Annotated in this window: 19 protein-coding genes; 8 read left to right on the forward strand and 11 right to left on the reverse strand. The window is 72.3% G+C overall.

Translation table 11 applies throughout. The annotated features are described in order from the left end of the window. Positions 1–91 precede the first annotated feature (91 nt). Both VGH85_12150 and VGH85_12155 read right to left on the reverse strand, forming a co-directional pair. Positions 92–715, reverse strand: coding sequence for a hypothetical protein (locus tag VGH85_12150; protein ID HEY2174549.1), 624 nt, complete (start codon positions 713–715; stop codon positions 92–94). Then, the gene (locus VGH85_12155) at positions 712–1284 is read right to left on the reverse strand and encodes a M48 family metallopeptidase (protein ID HEY2174550.1); all 573 of its coding nucleotides are present in this window, start codon (positions 1282–1284) and stop codon (positions 712–714) included. Before VGH85_12155 ends, VGH85_12150 begins: the two co-directional genes overlap by 4 nt. Before the next feature lie 384 nt (positions 1285–1668). Between VGH85_12155 and VGH85_12160 the strand changes: the two genes are divergently transcribed. From VGH85_12160 to VGH85_12170, 3 genes are all read left to right on the forward strand, one after another. Next, positions 1669–1824, forward strand: a complete 156-nt coding sequence (locus VGH85_12160) for a DUF5679 domain-containing protein (protein HEY2174551.1) — start codon at positions 1669–1671, stop codon at positions 1822–1824. A 174-nt stretch (positions 1825–1998) separates the two neighbouring features. Next, complete coding sequence (locus tag VGH85_12165; protein HEY2174552.1) at positions 1999–3027, forward strand: hypothetical protein; 1029 nt, start codon at positions 1999–2001, stop codon at positions 3025–3027. Continuing rightward, a complete protein-coding gene (locus VGH85_12170; protein ID HEY2174553.1) occupies positions 3027–4337 on the forward strand; it encodes an AarF/ABC1/UbiB kinase family protein in 1311 nt (436 codons plus the stop codon). The genes VGH85_12165 and VGH85_12170 overlap by 1 nt, the downstream gene beginning before the upstream one ends. Positions 4338–4340: 3 nt before the next feature. Here the strand turns inward: VGH85_12170 and VGH85_12175 are convergent, their stop codons facing one another. The 4 genes from VGH85_12175 to VGH85_12190 form a co-directional block, all read right to left on the reverse strand. Further along, positions 4341–5687, reverse strand: a complete 1347-nt coding sequence (locus VGH85_12175; protein ID HEY2174554.1) for a cytochrome P450 — start codon at positions 5685–5687, stop codon at positions 4341–4343. A 63-nt stretch (positions 5688–5750) separates the two neighbouring features. Then, positions 5751–5948 carry a hypothetical protein gene (locus tag VGH85_12180; GenBank protein HEY2174555.1) on the reverse strand — a complete coding sequence of 66 codons (198 nt, stop codon included), beginning with the start codon at positions 5946–5948 and terminating at the stop codon, positions 5751–5753. Between the two features lie 68 nt (positions 5949–6016). Then, a complete protein-coding gene (locus VGH85_12185; GenBank protein HEY2174556.1) occupies positions 6017–6280 on the reverse strand; it encodes a WhiB family transcriptional regulator in 264 nt (87 codons plus the stop codon). Positions 6281–6747: 467 nt separating this feature from the next. Continuing rightward, complete coding sequence (locus tag VGH85_12190; GenBank protein HEY2174557.1) at positions 6748–8745, reverse strand: ATP-dependent DNA helicase UvrD2; 1998 nt, start codon at positions 8743–8745, stop codon at positions 6748–6750. Between the two features lie 115 nt (positions 8746–8860). On the opposite strand from VGH85_12190, the gene VGH85_12195 reads away from it, so the two are divergent. Together VGH85_12195 and VGH85_12200 are read left to right on the forward strand one after the other, a co-directional pair. After that, on the forward strand, positions 8861–9109 hold the full coding sequence (locus VGH85_12195; protein ID HEY2174558.1) for a mycoredoxin: 249 nt from the start codon (positions 8861–8863) through the stop codon (positions 9107–9109). A 14-nt stretch (positions 9110–9123) separates the two neighbouring features. Then, the gene (locus VGH85_12200; protein ID HEY2174559.1) at positions 9124–9750 is read left to right on the forward strand and encodes a hypothetical protein; all 627 of its coding nucleotides are present in this window, start codon (positions 9124–9126) and stop codon (positions 9748–9750) included. On the opposite strand, the gene nudC is transcribed toward VGH85_12200, so the two are convergent. From nudC to VGH85_12215, 3 genes are read right to left on the reverse strand one after another with little or no spacing between them, the layout of a single operon-like run. Then, entirely contained in the window at positions 9751–10644 is an 894-nt protein-coding gene (gene nudC, locus VGH85_12205) for an NAD(+) diphosphatase (GenBank protein ID HEY2174560.1), read from the reverse strand. It abuts the gene before it with no gap. Continuing rightward, the gene (locus tag VGH85_12210; GenBank protein ID HEY2174561.1) at positions 10641–12035 is read right to left on the reverse strand and encodes a pitrilysin family protein; all 1395 of its coding nucleotides are present in this window, start codon (positions 12033–12035) and stop codon (positions 10641–10643) included. The genes nudC and VGH85_12210 overlap by 4 nt, the downstream gene beginning before the upstream one ends. Then, positions 12032–13339 (reverse strand): pitrilysin family protein, encoded by a 1308-nt coding sequence (locus VGH85_12215; protein HEY2174562.1) that lies wholly within the window; start codon positions 13337–13339, stop codon positions 12032–12034. The genes VGH85_12210 and VGH85_12215 overlap by 4 nt, the downstream gene beginning before the upstream one ends. Before the next feature lie 274 nt (positions 13340–13613). Between VGH85_12215 and VGH85_12220 the strand changes: the two genes are divergently transcribed. The 3 genes from VGH85_12220 (at position 13614) to VGH85_12230 (ending at position 17346) form a co-directional block, all read left to right on the forward strand. Continuing rightward, the gene (locus VGH85_12220) at positions 13614–15155 is read left to right on the forward strand and encodes an altronate dehydratase family protein (GenBank protein HEY2174563.1); all 1542 of its coding nucleotides are present in this window, start codon (positions 13614–13616) and stop codon (positions 15153–15155) included. Positions 15156–15216: 61 nt separating this feature from the next. Next, positions 15217–15978, forward strand: coding sequence for an SDR family NAD(P)-dependent oxidoreductase (locus VGH85_12225; GenBank protein HEY2174564.1), 762 nt, complete (start codon positions 15217–15219; stop codon positions 15976–15978). 48 nt (positions 15979–16026) lie between these two features. Then, positions 16027–17346 carry a hypothetical protein gene (locus tag VGH85_12230; GenBank protein HEY2174565.1) on the forward strand — a complete coding sequence of 440 codons (1320 nt, stop codon included), beginning with the start codon at positions 16027–16029 and terminating at the stop codon, positions 17344–17346. 6 nt (positions 17347–17352) lie between these two features. Here VGH85_12230 and VGH85_12235 read toward each other — a convergent pair whose 3' ends face one another. Continuing rightward, entirely contained in the window at positions 17353–18291 is a 939-nt protein-coding gene (locus VGH85_12235) for a DUF2510 domain-containing protein (GenBank protein ID HEY2174566.1), read from the reverse strand. Between the two features lie 32 nt (positions 18292–18323). Beyond that, a partial coding sequence (locus tag VGH85_12240) for a M20/M25/M40 family metallo-hydrolase (protein HEY2174567.1) occupies positions 18324–18848 on the reverse strand: 525 nt, incomplete at its 5' end.

The raw sequence follows: 18848 nt of genomic DNA on the forward strand, positions 1-18848 counted from the left end.
GCGAAGGGGTCGGTCACACATCGGGGATTGCCCGGACCACGACCCTGAATTCAGCAGTCCACAGTGGACAGTTCCACTCCGTGGCCGATGCTCAGGAGCCCTCGAGGAGGGCGCGGGTCGCCTCCCACCCCTCCAGGCCGGGGTCGAGGCGGCCCACATCGGCGGGGGACCGAAGCCGGTGCCAGGCCGGGGTGATGCGTACGTCGCGCCGGCGCGGTGCTGCCTGCTGCAGCCGCTCGGACAGGTCGTCGTCGTCCAGGTTGCCGCCGGCCGCCGTCAGCCAGTCCGGAAGCGGGAGCCGGCCGGCGAGAACCACTGCTCCCCCGTTGTCCGACGGCGCGACCGCGGCAAGGGCGCTCGAGAGCGCGCTGAACGGCTTGGCGATCACCAGTCCCGGGAGATCCGGCGCGTCGGCGGCGACGACCGCACCCACGCCGTAGCCGCGGCGCGCCATGGCCGCCAACGCGTCGATGGGCCCGGCGTGGTCGTCGACCTCGAGCAGAATCGTGCCCGGCCAGCTGATCGCCACCGCGTCGTCGCGCCGCGCGGCCGTGTGGGCGATGACCGCGTCGACCCCGGCGAGTTGGGAGAGGAGGTCGGCGACGTCCTCCCACATGGCGAGCGCGAACCGCGTCGGGTCGATCCCCGGCGGCGCCGGCGGTGCGGGCAAGGGATCGACCAACAGCAGGGCCGCCGCGCGAGCCCCGCCAGTCACATCCGGTCGCCGCTCAGCACGTCGTCGTCGCTCGGCTGCCAGTGGGCCGCCGCAGCCACCCCCTCGAGATAGCCACGGGCGCGCTCGGTGCGGGGATAGCGGTCCACCAGCGCCCAGAACCGCCGGTCGTGCCCGGGCGCGATGAGGTGGGCCAACTCGTGCACGAGCACGTAGTCGAGCACCCAGGTCGGCATCGCCCGCACCCGGCTCGAGATCCGGATGGTGCCGTCGGCGGGGGTGCACGACCCCCAGCGCGTCGTCATGTTGTCGACCCACCGGACGGACGCCGGCGTGGCCCGGCCGCCGAAAAGCTCGCCCGAAAGGGACCGGGCGCGGGAGGCGAGCGCGGCGTCGCTGGCCCGCGGCCCCCGCCGGGCCCGGCCGTCGCGGGCGTCGAGCCGGGCGATCATGTCGGCCACCCACCGACGCTCCTCGGCCTTGCTGAACCGCGCCGGGATCAGCACCACGGTGCGACCCTCGTCGCGGTAGGCGCTCACGGTGCGCCGGCGCCGCGGACTACGCCGTACTTCGATGATCGACTCGACTGACTCGTCCAACGGTGCGCTCACCACGGTGGCACCTTAACCGTCGCCTCTGTCACCTTCGCGGCCCCATCCACAGGTGCGGCCCGGACCGCGGCGGGGCCCGTTCGCCACCCCGTCCACGACACCATCCACAGGGACACTCCACGTCGCCCACAGCCTCGTCCACAGGTTCATCCACATGCTGTGTACAGCGCGTGACGACGCGCGTGACCCACGCTCATGGCCGCCTTTCCCCCGCGTAGCGAGGCATCCTCAGAGTCGTCTGTCCCGTTTCGGGATGGATAGTCCGTTATTTGCCTCGCGACGCCGCGTGCAGTGTGCGAGAACCACGCTCAAGGACAGGTACCGTTGCGCGTGACCCCGGCCGCCCGCCGCGGTCGCGACAGTCGTGACGACGAGGGAGGCACCGTGGCCGAGACGTACAACGGCTACTGCGTCAAGTGCAAGGAAAAGCGTGACTTCGACGGTGAGGTCAGCGTCAGTGAGTCCGGCCGCCGCATGGCGAAGGGCACCTGCCCGGTCTGCGGCACGAAGATGAACCGGATTCTCGGCAAGGCTTCATAGCCAACGAGACGGCGGTGTGACCCGCCGAGCGGCGGTGCTCCATTACCGCCGCGACCGATCGTGCCCGAAGGGGGCGCCCTCCACCCGGAGGGCGCCCCCTTCCTGTGGACGGGCAGCCCCCAGCGACGCCGGGTGATGCGATTCTCGATCCCGCTTCTGCGGATCGAGGTCATCATGAGAGCTCTGCCGGGCCGGCGCCCGCTCCGACCCCGGCTCAACCCGGCGCTGCGCCGGGTGTGGCGCGGCACCGCGACCCTGCAGATCGGGGTCGACCCGACCCACGCCCTCCTGGTCGACGGCGTGGATCCGGCGACCGCACGACTGCTGGCCGGCCTGGACGGCGTCCGCACCGAGACCGAAGTGCTCGCCGACGCCACGGCGGCGGGGTTGGACGCCGGCGACGTCACCGAGTTGCTCGCCGGGTTGCACCGGGGCAGGGCTCTCTTCGACGGCGCCGACCCGACTCCGGGTGCCCGCCGGTCCCGTGCAGTGGTCGTCTACGGCGGCGGCCCGGTCGGCATCCCGGTGGCGGCGCTGCTTGGCGCGGCGGGTGTCGGCGCGGTGAGTGTGGTCGCCGGCGGCGTGGTCGACCGCGCCGACTGCGCGCCCGGCGGGCTCACGCCGGGAGACGTCCGCCGTCCGGTGCGCTCCGCCGCCCGCGACGCCATCCGCCGGGCGGCCGCCCACGTCGACACCTCCCCGCTGGGTCCCGCCGTGGTCGCCGATCTGGCGGTCATCGCCACCGGCTCCCCCGTCGACACCGACGTACGTGCCGCCCTGCACGCCGCTAAGGTCCCGCACCTCGTCGCCGGGGTCCGGGAGAGTACGGCGGTCATCGGTCCGCTCGTCATCCCGGGCCGCACCAGCTGTCTGCGCTGCGCCGACCTGCACCGCAGCGATCGCGATCCGTCCTGGCCGCTGGTCGCGGCTCAGCTGGTGGCCCGCGATCCGCGCCACGTTCCGCCCGGCGACCTGGCGCTCGCGCTCACCGCCGCCGGGCTCGCGGGCCTGCAGGCGCTGGACTTCCTGGACGGCGGCGCCCCGCCGACCGCCGGGGGCTCGCTGGAGCTGGCCCACCCCGACTGGCGGGTCCGCCGCCGCTCGTGGCCACCCCATCCGGCCTGCGGCTGCACCGAGCCGCCGCCGGCCCGTCCGGCGGGCCGCGTCCAGGTCGTAACCGCGCACCAGCCACAATGGCGGTGATGAGCGACATACCCCGCCGAGCGGTTTCCCGCACGGCCAAGCTTGCCTCCCTGCCGATCGGCGTCGCTGGTCGCGCCACGGTCGGATTCGGCAAGCGGCTCGGCGGTCGTTCCTCGCAGGAAGTCACCGCAGAGCTTCAGCAGCGGACCGCGGAGCAGTTGTTCGCCGTCCTCGGCGAGCTCAAGGGCGGCGCGATGAAGTTCGGCCAGGCGCTGTCGGTGTTCGAGGCGGCGCTGCCGGAAAATCTGACCCTGCCCTATCGCGAGGCGCTCGTCCGGCTGCAGGAGGGCGCGCCGCCGATGCCGGCGACCCAGGTGCACCGGGTGCTCGGCGAGCAGTTCGGTCGCGACTGGCGCGGCAGGTTCGCCGACTTCGACGACCGGCCGGCGGCAGCCGCGAGCATCGGGCAGGTCCACCGGGCGACCTGGCACGACGGCCTCGAGGTGGCCGTGAAGGTGCAGTACCCCGGCGCCGGACCGGCGTTGCTGGCCGACCTCACCCAGCTGAGCCGGTTCGCCCGGCTCTTTTCCGTCCTGGCGCCGGGGATCGACGTCAAACCGCTGCTCGCAGAGCTGCGGGCAAGGGTCGCCGAGGAGCTCGACTACAGCCTGGAGGCCGACGCCCAGCGCATCTTCGCCGCGGAATTCGCCGACGACCCGCAGATCGTCGTCCCCCGGATCGTCGCCAGCGCGCCGAAGGTGCTGGTCAGCGAATGGCTCGACGGCTTGCCCCTCGCGTCGATCATCGCGTCCGGGAGCCAGCCCGAACGCAACCTGGCCGGTGAGCTGCTCGCCACCCTCCACTTCTCCGCTCCGCCGCGGTGCGGGCTTCTGCACGCCGACCCGCACCCGGGCAACTTCCGGCTGGTCGACGGGAAGCGACTCGGGGTCCTCGACTTCGGCGCGGTCGCCCGGCTGCCGCGCCGGGTTCCGGGCACGATCGGCCGGCTTTCCCGGCTGGCGATCGACGGCGACGCGCAGGCGGTGCTCGAGGGGCTGCGTGCCGAGGGCTTCGTCCGGCCCCAGGTCACCGTCGACGCCCAAGGCATCCTCGACTACCTGAGCCCCGTCCTCGAGCCGCTCCGCAGCCAAACCTTCCAGTTCACCCGCAGCTGGATGCGGGCGGAGGCGGCCCGGCTCGGCGACCCGCGCAGCGAGGCGGCCCAGCTCGGGCGCCAGCTCAACCTTCCGCCCGAATACCTGCTGGTGCACCGGGTCACCCTGGGCTCCATCGGAGTGCTCTGCCAGCTCAACGCGGAGGCCCGCTACCGGGCGATCGTGGAGCGCTGGCAGCCGGGATTCGCCGACTGAGACCTAGCGGGCGACGAGGGTCATGGGCAGCGCGCCGTCCGGCCGCAGCGTGATCGCCGGGCGTAGCCGCAGCACGTGGTCGGGATCGTGCCGGGGCTGCCAGTTCCGGGCCAACCGGGCGAGCACGAGGACGGCCTCGGTCCAGGCGAAGGGCTCACCCACGCACATCCGGCCGCCCGCCCCGAACGGGAAGAAGGCATAGCGGGGCTGGCCCGGCGCGGTCTCGTCGAACCCACCGGACGGCCCGATCCAGCGCTCGGGCCGGAAGTCCTGCGGATCGCTCCAGAACCGCGGGTCGCGGTGCAGCACCCACTGACTGACCAGACAGGTGGAGCCGGGCGGGATGAGCCATCCGTCCACTTCCATCTCGGCGGTCAGCCGGCGGCCGAGCACCCAGGCGGGCGGGTAGAGCCGCAGCGACTCGGCCACCACCGAGCGGGCCCGCGGAAGCCGGCCGAGATCGGCCGGCGCCGGGGTCCCTGCACCGATCACCTCGTCGATCTCCTCCTGCAGCCAACGCTCTGCGGCGGGATGAGTGGACAGCAGGTGCCAGACGAAGGTCAGCGTCGTGGCGGTCGTCTCGTGGCCGGCCAGGATGAGGGTCATCACCTCGTCGCGAAGTTGGCGCTCGTCCATCCCGCCGTCGTCGTCGCGGGCCGCCATCAACGCCGACAGCAAATCTGCGGATTCACCCTGCTCGCGGTGCCCCGCGATGATCCGCGCGACCACCGCGTCCAGCCGTGCCTGAGCAGCGGTCACCCGACGACCGAGCGGCGTACCCAGCCGGAGGGCCAGATCGAAGCCGGGCAGGAACGACCGGTGGTACGCCGACAACAGATCACCGAGCGCCGCCCGGACCTCACCGGCCGCGCCGCGCAGATCGCTGGAGAACAACGCGCGGCCGACCGCATCGAAGGTCAGGGCCGACATCTCCGCCGCAATGTCGATCCGAGCCCCGTCGCGCCAACCCGCGGCGGTGGAGTCGGCCGCCGCGACCATCCCGGCTGCGTAGGAAGCCACCCGGGCGGCGTGGAACGCCGGCTGCACCAGCCGGCGCTGCCGGTGATGGAGCGGATCCTCGCTGGTGAGCAGGCCGTCGGCGAGCACCCGACGGGCGGCCTGCAGGCCACGGCTCTTGGTGGTGGTCCGGCCGGCGTCCACCAGCAGGCGGCGGACCAGGTCCGGGTGGGAGAGCAGGTAGAGATGTTCGGAGCCGAGGCGGACGTGGGCGATGCGCGGATGCTTGCGCGCGGCGCGGACGAAGAAGTCCGGGTCGGTACGCCGCCCGGCGACGATCGCGCGGAACGCGGCGAGGGTCGACGGCCCGGCCGGGCGGGTGACGGTGGCCACCCGCCGAGTCTGCCTGAGCGGAGTCCGCCCCGCCCCCGAGGCTCGGGGGCGGGGCGGAATGGATCAGCGAATTGCTTCGCGGGCGAGCCGGGCACGGCGGTTGGCCGCCTCGACCCGACGCGTCCACCGGCGGGCGGCCACCATGGCGCGGCGCTCTGCGCGCTGCGCGGCGATCAGCCGACGGGCTCGATGCTCGGCCTGCGCCTCGACGTATAACGCGTCTATTCGGGCGCGTGCGAGTTCTTCATTCATCAACAACATGGCGCTGCTCCTGGGAGTAGGTACTGCGGTGAGGGCGAGAACTTGGCTGGTAGTAGCGGTCGGTGAACTCATGCCGCCACCTCCTTTCGTGGGCGGCCGCGCGGCCGCTTGCGGGCGATGACGACTCCGTGGTCGAAGAGCTCGCCACCCCAGACGCCCCACGGCTCACGCCGTTTCAGGGCACCTGTCAGACAGGACTTGCGCACCGGGCACAGCGCGCAGTGGCTCTTCGCGAGCTCGAGATCCGCCGGTGTTTCGGCGAACCACAGCTCCGGGTCCTGGACCCGGCACGGTAGGTCCAGCCCGGACTCCTCCGCGTCGGCGATGTCGATACCGAGGACGGAGAGCGGGCTTGTGGCCTCGTGCACGGGGGTCACCTCCTCTGTCTATCTGCGGGTTTTCGGTGGTCGGTCGGAGTGGACGGTCGGAATAGAGGGCGGGAAAAACAATGAGGCCGCGGATCCCAGGTATGGGGTCCGCGGCCTCGAGGGGGCGCTCCGTCGTGGATCTAACAGACGGAACCACCTCGAGGCTGGACGCCCGAAGCGTCAGACCGGTCGCGTGCGACGAACTCATCGCTAGCCAGGATCGGGCCACGAGCCGTCATCAGGGCAGGCGTGTTCGCCGGACGCTTGGCGAGAGAAGTCACCAGCACCGGAACACCTCCCTGACTCGAGACGACGGGCAGCGATACAAACGCATCGCCGGATGTGCGAAAGGTTAGGCGTGTCGGACCGACCTGCGCAATGCCTTTTTCTGTAGTTCGCCCGACTGCCGTGAACTTTCCTCCGGCTAGGCGTTAGTCGTTGTCCCGCAGCAGGTCCAGCAGGGCGCTCCCGTAGAGCTCGAGCTTGCGCGGTCCCACGCCCGGAAGCGCGGCGAGCTCCGGAATGCTGCGCGGCCGGGCCTCGGCCACCGCGGCGAGGGTGGCGTCGGCGAAGACGACGTAGGCCGGCACCTTCTGTTCGGCCGACTGGGTGGACCGCCAGGCCCGGAGCCGCTCGAAGAGCGCGGCGGCGGCCGGATCCAGCTCCGGGCGCGGGGTGCGGGCCGACCGGCTCGTGGGCCGGCGGGTCTCAGGGGCCAGGCCCTGCAGGAACCGGCTGCGTCGCCGGCTGCGCCGACCGCCCGGGGTGCGGGTGAGCGACCACGACAGCGCGAGGTGTTCCCGCGCCCGCGTAACGCCGACGTAGAGCAGGCGCCGCTCCTCCGCCACCTGCTCGTCGGTCGTGGCGTGCTGGATCGGCAGCGTGCCGTCGGCGATACCGACGATGAAGACGGCGTCCCACTCGAGTCCCTTGGCCGCGTGCAGCGACGCCAGCGTGACCCCCTGCACGGTCGGCGCGTGCTGGGCGCTCGCCCGCTGCTCGAGCTCGGCGACCAGGTCGCCGAGGCCGGCCTGCGGGTCGGCCGCGGCAAGCTCCTCGCCGACCTGGACCACCGCGGCGAGCGACTCCCACCGCTCGCGCGCGGCCCCGCCCGGCGGCGGGGCGTCCGGCGCCCATCGGGCCGAGGAGAGCACCGCGCGGGTGGCCTCGACCAGCGGCGTACCCGGGCTCACCGCGTGCGAGCCGCCGCGTAGCAGCACCATCGCCTCGCGGACCTCCGGCCGGTCGAAGAACCGCTCGCCGCCGCGCAGGACGTAGGGCACGCCGGCCTCGGCGAGGGAGCGCTCATAGCTCTCGGACTGCGCGTTGACGCGATAGAGCACCGCGATCTCGCTGGCCGGCGTGCCGCCGTCGACCAGGGCGCGGCAGGCCGCGGCGACCGCCGCGGCCTCGGCCGGCTCGTCGGGGTATTCGCGGTAGCTCGGCTCCGGACCGGGCGGACGCTGACCCACCAGGCGCAGCCGGGCCGCGGGCCGGCCGGACTGGGCGGCGATGGCGTTGGCGAGCTCGACGACCTGCGGCGTCGAGCGGTAGTCGCGCTCGAGTCGGACCACCACCGTCGCGGGGTGCCGCCGGGCGAAGTCGAGCAGGTAGTCGGGGCTGGCGCCGGCGAAGGAGTAGATCGTCTGGTTGACGTCGCCGACCACACACACGTCGTGTCGGCCGCCGAGCCACGCATCGAGCAGCCGCTGCTGCAACGGGCTGACGTCCTGGTATTCGTCGACCACGAAGTGCCGGTAGCGGGCCCGCATCTCCTCGGCGACGTCGTGATGCTCCTCGACCGCTGCGGCGGTGACCAGCAACAGGTCCTCGAAGTCGAGTACGCCGGCCCGGGACTTGATCTCCTCGTAGGCGGCGTAGACGTCGGCGACGGTGGCGCCGGCCACCGGCGGCGTCCGCCCCTTCACGTCCGCGGCGGCGACGTAGTCCTGGGGTCCGGTCAGCGTCGCCTTGGCCCATTCGACCTCCGCGGCGAGGTCACGCAGGGTCGCGCGATCGGTGCCGAGCCGGCAGCGGGTGGCCGCCTGCCCGACGAGCCGGAGCTTGTTGTCGACCAGCGGCGGCATGGGGCCGCCGAGCACCCGGGGCGCGAAGTAGCGCAACTGGCGCAGCGCAGCGGCGTGGAACGTGCGGGCCTGCACGGCGCCGACCCCCAGCGCCCGCAGCCGGGTGCGCATCTCCCCCGCGGCCCGCGCAGTGAAGGTGACGGCGAGTAGCTGACCGGCTGGAACCTCCCCGGTGCGCACCGCGTGGGCGATGCGGTGGGTGATCGTGCGGGTCTTGCCGGTGCCCGCGCCGGCGAGCAGGCACACGGGGCCGCGCACGTTGAGCACCGCCTCGCGCTGCTCCGGGTCGAGCCCGGCGAGGACATCGGCGTCGGCGGGTGCGATGTCGTCGGTGCGGGCCACCGGGGCATTCTCCCAGGCGGGTACGACGGGAAGGTCCTGGCCCGTCGCCGTGTTGGTTAGTGAGCGTCAGTAACGGGGCATGCACACCATGACGACCCACACCGGAGGAGAGACGATGGCCCAGGGAAGCTCCCTGACGATGTTCACCACTACGTGGTGCGGATACTGCCAGCGCCTCAAGAAGCAGATGGAACGAGAAGGCATCGACTTCGGTGAGGTCGACATCGAGCAGGACGACGGGGCCGCCGATCTCGTCATGAAGGTCAACGGGGGCAACCAGACCGTGCCGACCCTGCTCTTCCCCGACGGCAGCGCGCTGACCAACCCCACGGTCGACCAGATCCGGGAGAAGCTGGCCTCCTGACCGGAGCGCCACGAATGCCCCCGCGCCCGACGGCGCCGCACCGGCTCCCCGACCTGCTCGGCGATCTGCTGGCCGACCGCCGCCGGGACCGGCCGTTGCGGGTCGCGGTCGACGGTGCCGGCCCGACGCACCCGGATCGGGTCGCCGACTCATTGGTCGACCCGCTCCGGATCCGGGGGCGACGCGCCGTCCGGGTCGACTCCGGCTGGTTCCTGCGTCCCGCGTCACTGCGGTTGGAGCGCGGCCGGACCGACCCGGACGCGTTCTTCGACGACTGGCTGGACGCCGGCGCACTGTGCCGCGAGGTCCTCGACGCCGCCGACCGGCCGACCGATGCCCGGGTCCTCCCGACGCTGCGCGACCCGCAGACCGACCGGGCGACCCGGGCGGACTACGTCGAGGTCGGGTCCGACACCGTGGTGCTGGTCTCCGGATGGCTCCTGCTCGGCCGCGCTCTGCCGTTCGACGTCACGGTTCACCTGCGGCTGTCCGCCGCGGCGCTGCGCCGTCGTACGCCCGAAGGGGAGCAGTGGACGCTGCCGGCGTTCGAGCGGTACGAGGCGGAGGTGGGCCCGGCGGACCGGGCCGATGTCGTCCTGCTCGTCGACGATCCGGCGCACCCCGCGGTTCAGCTGCGCTGATCAGCCCGATTCGAGCCAGTCGGTGATCAACCGGTAGGCGATCGAGACCGGCGGGGGAAGCCGCAGGTCGCCGTCGCGGCGGCGGATCTGCTCGCGGCTGTACCAGTGCGCCTCCGCGAGCTCACCGTCCTGGAGTTCCAGCTCGCTCGGGCCGTCCACGCGGGCGGTGAAGCCCAGCATCAGCGAACCCGGGAAGGGCCACGGCTGGCTGGCGGCATAGCGGATGTCTCGGACGGTGATCCCGACCTCCTCGTCGACCTCACGGGCCACCGCCGCCTCGGCCGATTCACCGGCCTCCACGAACCCGGCGAGCACGGAGAAGCGGCCCTCGGGCCAGGACGGCTGGCGGCCGAGCACGCACCGGTCGCCGCCGTCATGTACCAGCATGATCACGGCGGGGTCGGTGCGCGGGAAGTGCTCGCTCCCGTCGTTGGGGCATAGGCGGGACCAGCCGGCCTTGATGACCTCGGTCGCCGTACCGCAACGTGGGCAGCGGGTATGGGTGCGGTGCCAGTTGGCCAGCGAGATCGCGGCGGTGAGGAGTCCGGTCCCGAGATCGTCCAAGTCCGCGCCGATGTCGCGCAGGCCGCCGCGGGCGCCGGCGCCGCCGTCCGGATCGGCCGGTGGCTCGGTGTCCAGGGCGGCGAAGTACGGGACGCCGTCGCGCTCCCCGAGGAAGATGCGCAGCGCCGCGTCCGGAACCTCGTCGGAACCGGCGAGGCGCAACCGCGGCCCGGCGCCGGTGTCGTCGAAGGCGACCCGCTGATCCGGCGCGACGAGCAGCACCCGGCCGCGCTTCCACGCGCCGGCGAGCCACGCGTCGTCGGTACGCCGCAGCGCGGCCCGGTCGAAGCCCACGCGGGACAGCGCCGGCTCACGCGAACTCTGCGTCACCCGGGGCCGGCCCCACCGGTGTCGACGGCATCGCGTGCTGCCGGGCGGACCTCGACGTCGCCCAGCGCCTCGACCGAGGACGCCATGCCGGCCGCGTCGCCGAGGACGACCGTCACCAGCCGGGCCGGAGCGAGGAACCGCCGGGCCTGCGCGTAGACCTCGTCGAGGGTCACCGTCGCCAGGTGGCGCGGATGTTCGCGGAGCCAGTCGATGTCCAGTCCGACGCCGGCGAGGGCGGACAGCGTCGACGCGAGCCCGGTCTGCGTCGCCACCGACATGGCCAGGTTGCCGATCGCGTACTGCCGCACGTTGTCGAGCTCGGACTGCTGCACGGGCCCGGTCGCCATCCGACCGAGCTCGTACTGCATCTCCAGCAGCGCCGGCGCGGTGACCTCGGTCGCGACGTCGGCCTGCACGACCAGCGCGGACCCGGCCGCGGCATGGTCGAGCCGGCTGTTCGGCGTGTAGGTGTAGCCCTTGTCCTCTCGGATGTTCTCGGTCAACCGCGAGGAGAAGTAGCCGCCGAACACCAGGTTGGCCAGCTGCAACGCCGGATAGTCGGGATCGTCGCGGCGCAGTGCCGGGCCACCGAGCCGGATCGCGGACTGCACCGACCCCGGCCGGTCGACGATCAGGGTCGGCGCCCGCGCCACCTCGGGAAGCGGCGGAGCGACTCCCGCGGATCCGGTGGCGCGCCATACGTCGAGCGCCTGCTCGACCCGGTCGAGCGTGCGCGCCGGAGAGAGGTCGCCGACGAGGATCAGGGTGCTGCCGGCCGGCGCGACGCGTTCGGCGTGCAGCCGCCGCAGCGCTGCGGGATTCACCCGGCGCACGGCGTCGACGTCGGGCAGCTCTTTGGCGTAGGGATGCCCGTCGTACATGCGCTCGGCCAGCGCTTCGCGGGCGAGCACCGACGGCTGGGCGCGGGCGATGGCAAGCCGCTCCACCAGCCGGTCACGCTCCCCGGCGACCTCGTGCGAAGGGTAGGTGGCCGTGGTCAGGACCTCGGCGAGCAGCCCGAGCAGCGCCGGCAGGCCGGTGGCGAGGGTGTTGCCGCCGACCAGCAGCCGGTCGGCGTCGGTCGACACGTGCATGTCCGCGCCGAGCCGCTGCAACGCCTCGGCGATCTCGACCTGGGACCGTTCGGCGGTGCCGGCGAGCATCGTGTCGCCGAGCAGCGCGGACCGGGCCGCGTGGGTGGTCGCGGTGCGCGGCGTACCGGCGAACGGCACCCGCAGCCGCATCTCGACCAGCGGCACCCCGGCCTGCCGGACGACCACGACGCGAAGCCCGTTGGCCAGCGTCCGCTCGGCCGTCCGGGCCCGGCGTACCCGCGGTGGGGGCCCGAGGGCAGGGACGACGTCGTCGGCGGCGGGCAGCGCAGCGCTCATCGGGCACCTCCGGGGACGACCTCGACGACGGCACGGCGCTGCGGTTGCAAGGCGCCCGCCGCCGCCCGCACCTGGTCCTCGGTGATCGCGGCGATCCGCGACGGCAGCTCGGAAATCAGGTCGGCCCGGCCGTGCACCACCTCCAGTGCCGCGAGGTTGAGCGCGCGGCCGAGGACCGGGTCGAGGTCGTGCAGCATCTGGGCGACCACGCGGGCCTTCACCCGGTCGAGCTCGCCGGGGGCCGGGCCGTCGGTGGCGAGCCGGTCGGTCTCCTCGTGGGCCGCCGCGAGGACCGCGTCGGCGGTGGTGGTCGGGTTGTGCACGGCCTGGAAGATCAGCGCGGTCGGGTCCCGGACGTCGAACGGGTCGCCCATGAAACCGAGGTACGCCGCGAGCTGGGTGACGGTGCGGTCGCGGCGGACCAGCCGGCGTTCGAGCCGGGACGCGTCGCCGTCGGTGAGCACCTCGCCGAGCACCAGGTACGGCAGGTAGCCGTCGAGGTCGCGGACCGGGTCGGGGACCCGCCACGCGGCCGCGACGGCCGGCGCCGGAGCGTGCTCGTCGACGACCTTCCCGCGCCGTTCACTGGTCAGGTCGGGCTCGGCCAGCCGCGGTGTCGCCGGTCGGCGCCGGCTCTTGATGCCGCCGAAGTAGCGCTTGATCAGGCCGACCGTGTCGTCGACGTCGAAGTCGCCGGCGATGCAGAGCAGCGCGTTGGCCGGCGTGTAGTAGCGGCGGAAGAAGCTCTTCGCGTCGTCGACGGTCGCCGCCTCCAGGTCGGAGAATTCGCCGTACCCGTTGTGCGCGTTGGGGAAGGTGTCGAACATCACCGGCGGCAGGGAGAGCCACGGAAAGCCGCCGTAGGGGCGGTTGAGCACGTTGACCCGGATCTCCTCCTTGACCACCGAGAGCTGGTTGGCGAGGTTTTCCTCGGTGATCCGCGGGCTCTCCATCCGGTCCGCCTCGAGGAAGAGCGCCCGCTCCAGCGCGTTGCTCGGCAGCACCTCGTAGTAGTTGGTGTAGTCGAGGTGGGTGCTGCCGTTGAACGTGCCGCCCGAGGACTGTACGTAGCGGAAGTGCGCCAGCTTCTCCAGATGCGCCGAGCCCTGGAACATGAGGTGCTCGAAGAGATGGGCGAATCCGGTGCGGCCGGGCGGCTCGATGCGGATGCCGACGCCGTAGTAGACGGCGACGGCGACGACCGGCACGCTGCGGTCGGGTGCCAGCAGCACCTGCAGACCGTTGTCGAGGACGGTGCGTTCGAGGGCGTAGGACGGGGCAGGAAGAGTGGGTGCAGAGGGCACCCGATGACCCTAACCGGCGGCGGTGTGCCCCGTCCGACCGCCCGCCCGTCTGCCAAAACGCACTCGGAGTGCGTTTTGGTCGGCGACACGCCGTGCGGGAGGCTCAAAACGCACTCCGAGTGCGTTTTGGTCGGGGGCCCGGCGTTGACGGTCCGGACGGGGCAGGAAAGGATGAGCGGGCAATCATCCGATGTCTTGCGGCGTACGACGACGATCGGATCGCCCCGGCACGCCACCGACGGCCGACCGCCACGGCGATCCAGGAAGGTGCGGCATGACACAGCGGACTCTCGAGGACATCACCCTGCGGCTGCACGACGGCGACGAGGTGGTGATCGCGACCGAGGAGATACCGGCCGGCGAATGGACCACCGGCGACGGCGTCCTGACCGTTCGCGGCACGATCCCGCGGGGTCACAAGCTCGCGACGACCCGGGTCGAGTCGGGTGAGCCGGTCCGCAAGTACGGCCAGGTCATCGGGTTCGCCTCCGCGACGATCGAGCCCGGCGAACACGTGCACACGCACAATCTGGCCTTCCACGAATACTCCCGCGACTACGAGTTCGGCGTCGACCTGCTGCCCGACGAGCGGGTCCCCGAGTCCGAGCGGGCGACGTTCGAGGGCTACGTCCGCTCCGACGGCCGGGTCGCCACCCGCAACTTCATCGGCGTCCTGACCACGGTCAACTGCTCGGCGACAGCGGCCAAGCGCATCGCCCAGTCGTTCCAGGTGCCGGGGGCGCTCGATGAGTTCCCGCACGTCGACGGGGTGGTCGCGCTCACCCACGGCACCGGCTGCGGCATGGCCGGCAGCGGCGAGGGCTGGGACACGTTGCGCCGTACCCTCACCGGCTACGCCAACCATCCGAACTTTGCCGGCTTCCTGCTCCTCGGGCTCGGCTGCGAGGTCAACGAGGTCGTCTCGCTCGCGCAGGAGTGGAGCCTGCCCGCCGACAAGCCGGTCCACGCGATGACCATCCAGGAGTTCGGCGGTACGACGAAGACCGTCCGCGAGGGCATGGCCCGCATCCGCGACATGCTCCCGGAGGCCGACAAGGCCCGCCGGCAGACCGTGCCGGCCACCGAACTCGTGCTCGGCATGGAGTGCGGCGGCTCGGACTCCTACTCCGGGATCACCGCCAACCCCGCTCTCGGCGCGGCCGCCGACCTGCTCGTCCGGCACGGCGGTACGGCGTGCTTCGGTGAGACCCCGGAGATCTACGGCGCCGAGCACCTGCTGGCCCGTCGCGCCGTCAGCGACGACGTCGGCCACAAGCTCGCCGAGTTGATCGCCTGGTGGGAGAAGTACACCGCGATCAACGACGGGTCGATGGACAACAACCCGTCGCCCGGCAACCACGCCGGCGGGCTGACCACCATCCTGGAGAAGTCCCTCGGTGCGGTCGCCAAGGGCGGCACGACCAACCTGACCGACGTGGTGCGCTACGCCGAGCCGATCACCCGCGGCGGCATGGTCTTCATGGACACCCCCGGCTACGACCCGGTCTCGGTCACCGGACTGGTCGCGGGCGGCGCCAACGTCGTGTGCTTCACCACCGGCCGCGGGTCGGTCTTCGGGTGCAAGCCGGTGCCGAGTCTCAAGCTCGCGACCAACACCCCGATGTACGACCGGATGTCGGAGGACATGGACATCAACTGCGGGCTCGTCGCCGACGGCGAGTGCAGCGTCGCCGAGATGGGTGAGCGGGTGTTCAGGTTGGTGCTCGACACCGCCTCGGGTAAGCAGTCCAAGAGCGAGGAGCTCGGGTTCGGCGACGAGGAGTTCACGCCGTGGCAACTCGGCGCGGTGATGTAATCACCGTCGACCCACACCCTGAGGCTGCGAGCTGAGGCTGCGACCGCCGGAGGAGCGAGCAATGGACAGCGGCACCGACATCGGCGGACACGCGATCGCCGTCGTGGGCGCGGCCAGCGGCATCGGCCGGGCCACCGCGACGCGTCTCGCGCAGGCCGGGGCGCTGGTCAGCTGCCTCGACCGGGACGCCGACGGGGCGCGCACGACGGCGAAGCAGTTGAGCGACGAGGGCCACACCGCGTCGGCCGTCGTACTCGACGTCACCGACGACGGGTCGGTGACCCGGGCCGTCATCGAGGCCGAGACGGCCCACGGCCCGCTGCGCGCCCTGGTCAACTGCGCCGGCATGACCGGGATCACCGGCCACCCCAGCCACGAGGTCGAGGTCGAGGACTTCGACACGGTCTACCGCACCAATCTCCGCGGCGCGTTCCTGCTCTCCCGCTCCGTCATCCCACGCATGGTCGAGCAGGGCTACGGGCGGGTACTGCACATCGCGTCGATCGCCGGCAAGGAGGGCAACGCCGGGATGGTGGCCTACTCGGCGACCAAGGCCGGCCTGATCGGGATGGTCAAGGCCCAGGGCAAGGAGTACGCCGAGACCGGCGTGACCGTCAACGCGCTGGCCCCGGCCGTGATCTACACGCCGATGGTCGACGCGATGCCGCAGGCCCAGGTCGACTACATGACCGAGAAGATCCCGATGCACCGGCTCGGCCGGCTCGAGGAGGCGGCCGAGCTGATCGCCTGGATCGTGTCGCCGGCATGCAGCTTCACGACCGGGTTCACCTTCGACCTCAGCGGCGGCCGCGCGGTCTACTGACCGACGACAGCTACCGACGCAGGCTGCACAGGGAGGCAGGGAGCACAGATGGAGACGACCACCACGAAGCGCGCGCTCGGACCGTTCGAGGCGATCCGTGACCTGACCTACGACGCGCCGTTCCCGCGGCTGCTGCCGGTACGCCGTCACGTCGACGCGCCCGAGGAGGCCGACCCGGCGGGCGCTGCGGCCGCAGCGTTGGAGCCGCTACGCGAGCGGATCACCCCGGGCATGAGCGTCGCGATCACCGCCGGCAGCCGCGGTATCCACGACATCGCGACCGTCGTACGCGCCACCGGAGACTGGCTGCGGGCCGCCGGCGCCGAGCCCTTCGTCGTACCGGCGATGGGATCGCACGGCGGCGCGACCGCCGAGGGGCAGCGCGATGTGCTGGCCCACCTCGGTGTCACCGAGGCGACGATGGGCATGCCGATCCGCGCCACGATGGACACGGTCGAGGTTGGGCGCTGCGACGACGGCCCGGCCGTGCACCTCGACGCCAACGCCGCGCAGGCCGACGGGATCGTGCTGGTCAACCGGATCAAGCCGCACACCGACTTCCACGGCGAAGTGGAGAGCGGGCTGGCCAAGATCTGCGCGATCGGGCTGGGCAAACGGCAGGGCGCGGAGGGCATCCACGTCTATGGCTCGGAGGGCCTGGCCCGCTGGGTGCCCGAGGTGGCGCGCCACATCATCGCGACCGGCAAGGTGCTCGGCGGTCTCGCCATCCTGGAGAACGCCTTCGAACACACCGCCCGCATCGCGTTCCTCGACGTCGCCGAGATCGGCGCCGCCGGCGAGACGAAGCTGCTCGAAGAGGCCCGGTCGCTGATGGGGCGGCTGCCCTTCGACGACCTCGATGTACTCGTCGTCGACGAGCTCGGCAAGGACAAGTCCGGCTCGGGCATGGACACCAACATCATCGGCCGGATGATGATCCGCGGCACCGCGGAGTTCGACCGGCCGCGCATCACCAACGTGACCGTGCACGACATCAGCGAGGCGTCCAACGGCAACGCCGTGGGCATCGGGCTCGCCGACTTCATCCCGTTCCGCGTGCTGGAGAAGATCGATCTGCGGGCGATGTACGTCAACGCCGTGACCTCCGGCATCGGCGGCGTCCAGCGCGGCCAACTGCCGCTGGCGATGCCCACCGACCGCGACACGATCGCCGCGGCGATGCTGATGTGCGGCCGCGCCGACGTCGCCAACTCCCGTCTCGTGCGCATCCACGACACCCTCGACACCGTCGACCTGCTGGTGTCGGAGTCGCTGCGCGACGAGGTGGAACGCGCCGACGACCTCGAGCTGCTCGACAAGGGTGCGCCGATGTCCTTCGACGCATCCGGCGCCCTGCACCCCTGGTAGACCAGGTCAGCGGGTGATGCGGAGTGAGGCGACCGCGGTGGTGGCCACGTCGTCGTACTGCTTGTGGGTGTCGGGGATCGACACGTAGAGCGCGGCGGCGTCCGGACCGGGGACGTCGACCACGCAGATCGCCACCAGCTCACCCTTCGCGTCGTAGCCGCGCACGTTGAAGCCGAGGTGGAAGGTGACGAGGTACGCCGGTCGCCCGTCGACCGTGATCGACCGGTTGGCAATCGCGGTGCGGGTGTTGGGCTGTGGGTAGAAGCGGGACCGGACGTCGTCGGCGATGACCCGGGCTGCACATTCCACGTTGGGATGCGGGTCGTCGCCGTACGTCGCGGGCACCGTGCCGGACAGCACCGTCGCGAAGTACTGCCCGTCCGGGGTGTGCTGCTGGGTGACGAAGTACTGCCCGGTGGCGAACCGCTCGCCGAGCGTGCCGTCGGCCCCCCACACACCCTGGTTCCAGGGCCGGAACGGCTTGCCCTGGGCGGCGTAGCTGATGTGCGCGGTCCGGTCGGTGATGCGCGGTCCGGCGGGGACGGGCAACCGCTTCGGCGAGGGGTCGGGCCGCGCCGGGCTGGTCGACGCGCACAACCGGGCCAACGGCGGACGCGGGTCCGGCGGCGCCGAGCTCGACGGCGCGGGGGCGGACGTCGTGCCCGAACCGGTGGCGGGCAGCCCGCCGCGCAGCGCGAAGATCGCCGCGATGGCCACGCCCACCACGGCCAGCACACCGACGATCCGCGGCCCGCGCGGGCGGATTCGTTCCTCCCACAGCGACCAGGCCCGGTCCCGCCAGGTGGGGACCGCCGGCGGCACCGGCGGCCCCGACGTCTCCGGTGCACCGACGGCCGCGGTGTCCGCCGTCCACGCGTGACCGTCCCACCAGCGCAGCCGGTCGGGGGCGCCGTCGGGATCGGGGTACCACCCGCCGTCCGCCACGGCCTCACCTCCCCGATCTGCGCCGCGGCGCCCTAGGCGCGCGGAGCGGCCAGTTCACTCCACAGGTACGCCGCCGCTTCGGCACCCTTGTACAACATGGGCAGCGACACCCGTTCGTTCGGCGCGTGGATCCGGTCCTCGTCCAGGCCGACCCCGAGGAAGACGAGCGGCGCCTCGAGCACCTCGGCGAGGTCAGCCTCGGGTCCGCTGCCGCCCTCCCGGGTGAGCAGCACCTCGGTGTCGAACGCCCGCGACACCGCACGGACGACCGCCTCGGTGGCCGGATCGTTCAACGGGCTCAGACAGGGCCGCACCCCGCCGAAGAACTCCACCTCGGCGGAGATGCCGGGTGGCACGTGCGCCTGCACGAACTCGGCCAGGGCGAGCTGCACCTTCTCCGGGTCCTGGTCGACGACCAGCCGGAACGACACCTTCGCGTAGGCGTCGCTCGGCACGATGGTCTTGTGGCCGGGGCCGGTGTAGCCGCCCCACATGCCGTTGACCTCCGCGGTCGGCCGACCCCAGATCCGTTCCAGCGTCGTATAGCCGGCCTCGCC

The organism is Mycobacteriales bacterium, from assembly GCA_036497565.1.
Classification (GTDB): domain Bacteria; phylum Actinomycetota; class Actinomycetes; order Mycobacteriales; family QHCD01; genus DASXJE01.

Bases quoted from the DNA above. Each gene is read 5' to 3' on its own strand.
- VGH85_12165 (HEY2174552.1), top strand. From the start codon at position 1,999: ATGAGAGCTCTGCCGGGCCGGCGCCCGCTCCGACCCCGGCTCAACCCG.
- VGH85_12170 (HEY2174553.1), top strand. From the start codon at position 3,027: ATGAGCGACATACCCCGCCGAGCGGTTTCCCGCACGGCCAAGCTTGCC.
- VGH85_12180 (HEY2174555.1), bottom strand. From the start codon at position 5,948: ATGTTGTTGATGAATGAAGAACTCGCACGCGCCCGAATAGACGCGTTA.
- VGH85_12195 (HEY2174558.1), top strand. From the start codon at position 8,861: ATGGCCCAGGGAAGCTCCCTGACGATGTTCACCACTACGTGGTGCGGA.
- VGH85_12200 (HEY2174559.1), top strand. From the start codon at position 9,124: ATGCCCCCGCGCCCGACGGCGCCGCACCGGCTCCCCGACCTGCTCGGC.
- VGH85_12210 (HEY2174561.1), bottom strand. From the start codon at position 12,035: ATGAGCGCTGCGCTGCCCGCCGCCGACGACGTCGTCCCTGCCCTCGGG.
- VGH85_12220 (HEY2174563.1), top strand. From the start codon at position 13,614: ATGACACAGCGGACTCTCGAGGACATCACCCTGCGGCTGCACGACGGC.
- VGH85_12225 (HEY2174564.1), top strand. From the start codon at position 15,217: ATGGACAGCGGCACCGACATCGGCGGACACGCGATCGCCGTCGTGGGC.
- VGH85_12230 (HEY2174565.1), top strand. From the start codon at position 16,027: ATGGAGACGACCACCACGAAGCGCGCGCTCGGACCGTTCGAGGCGATC.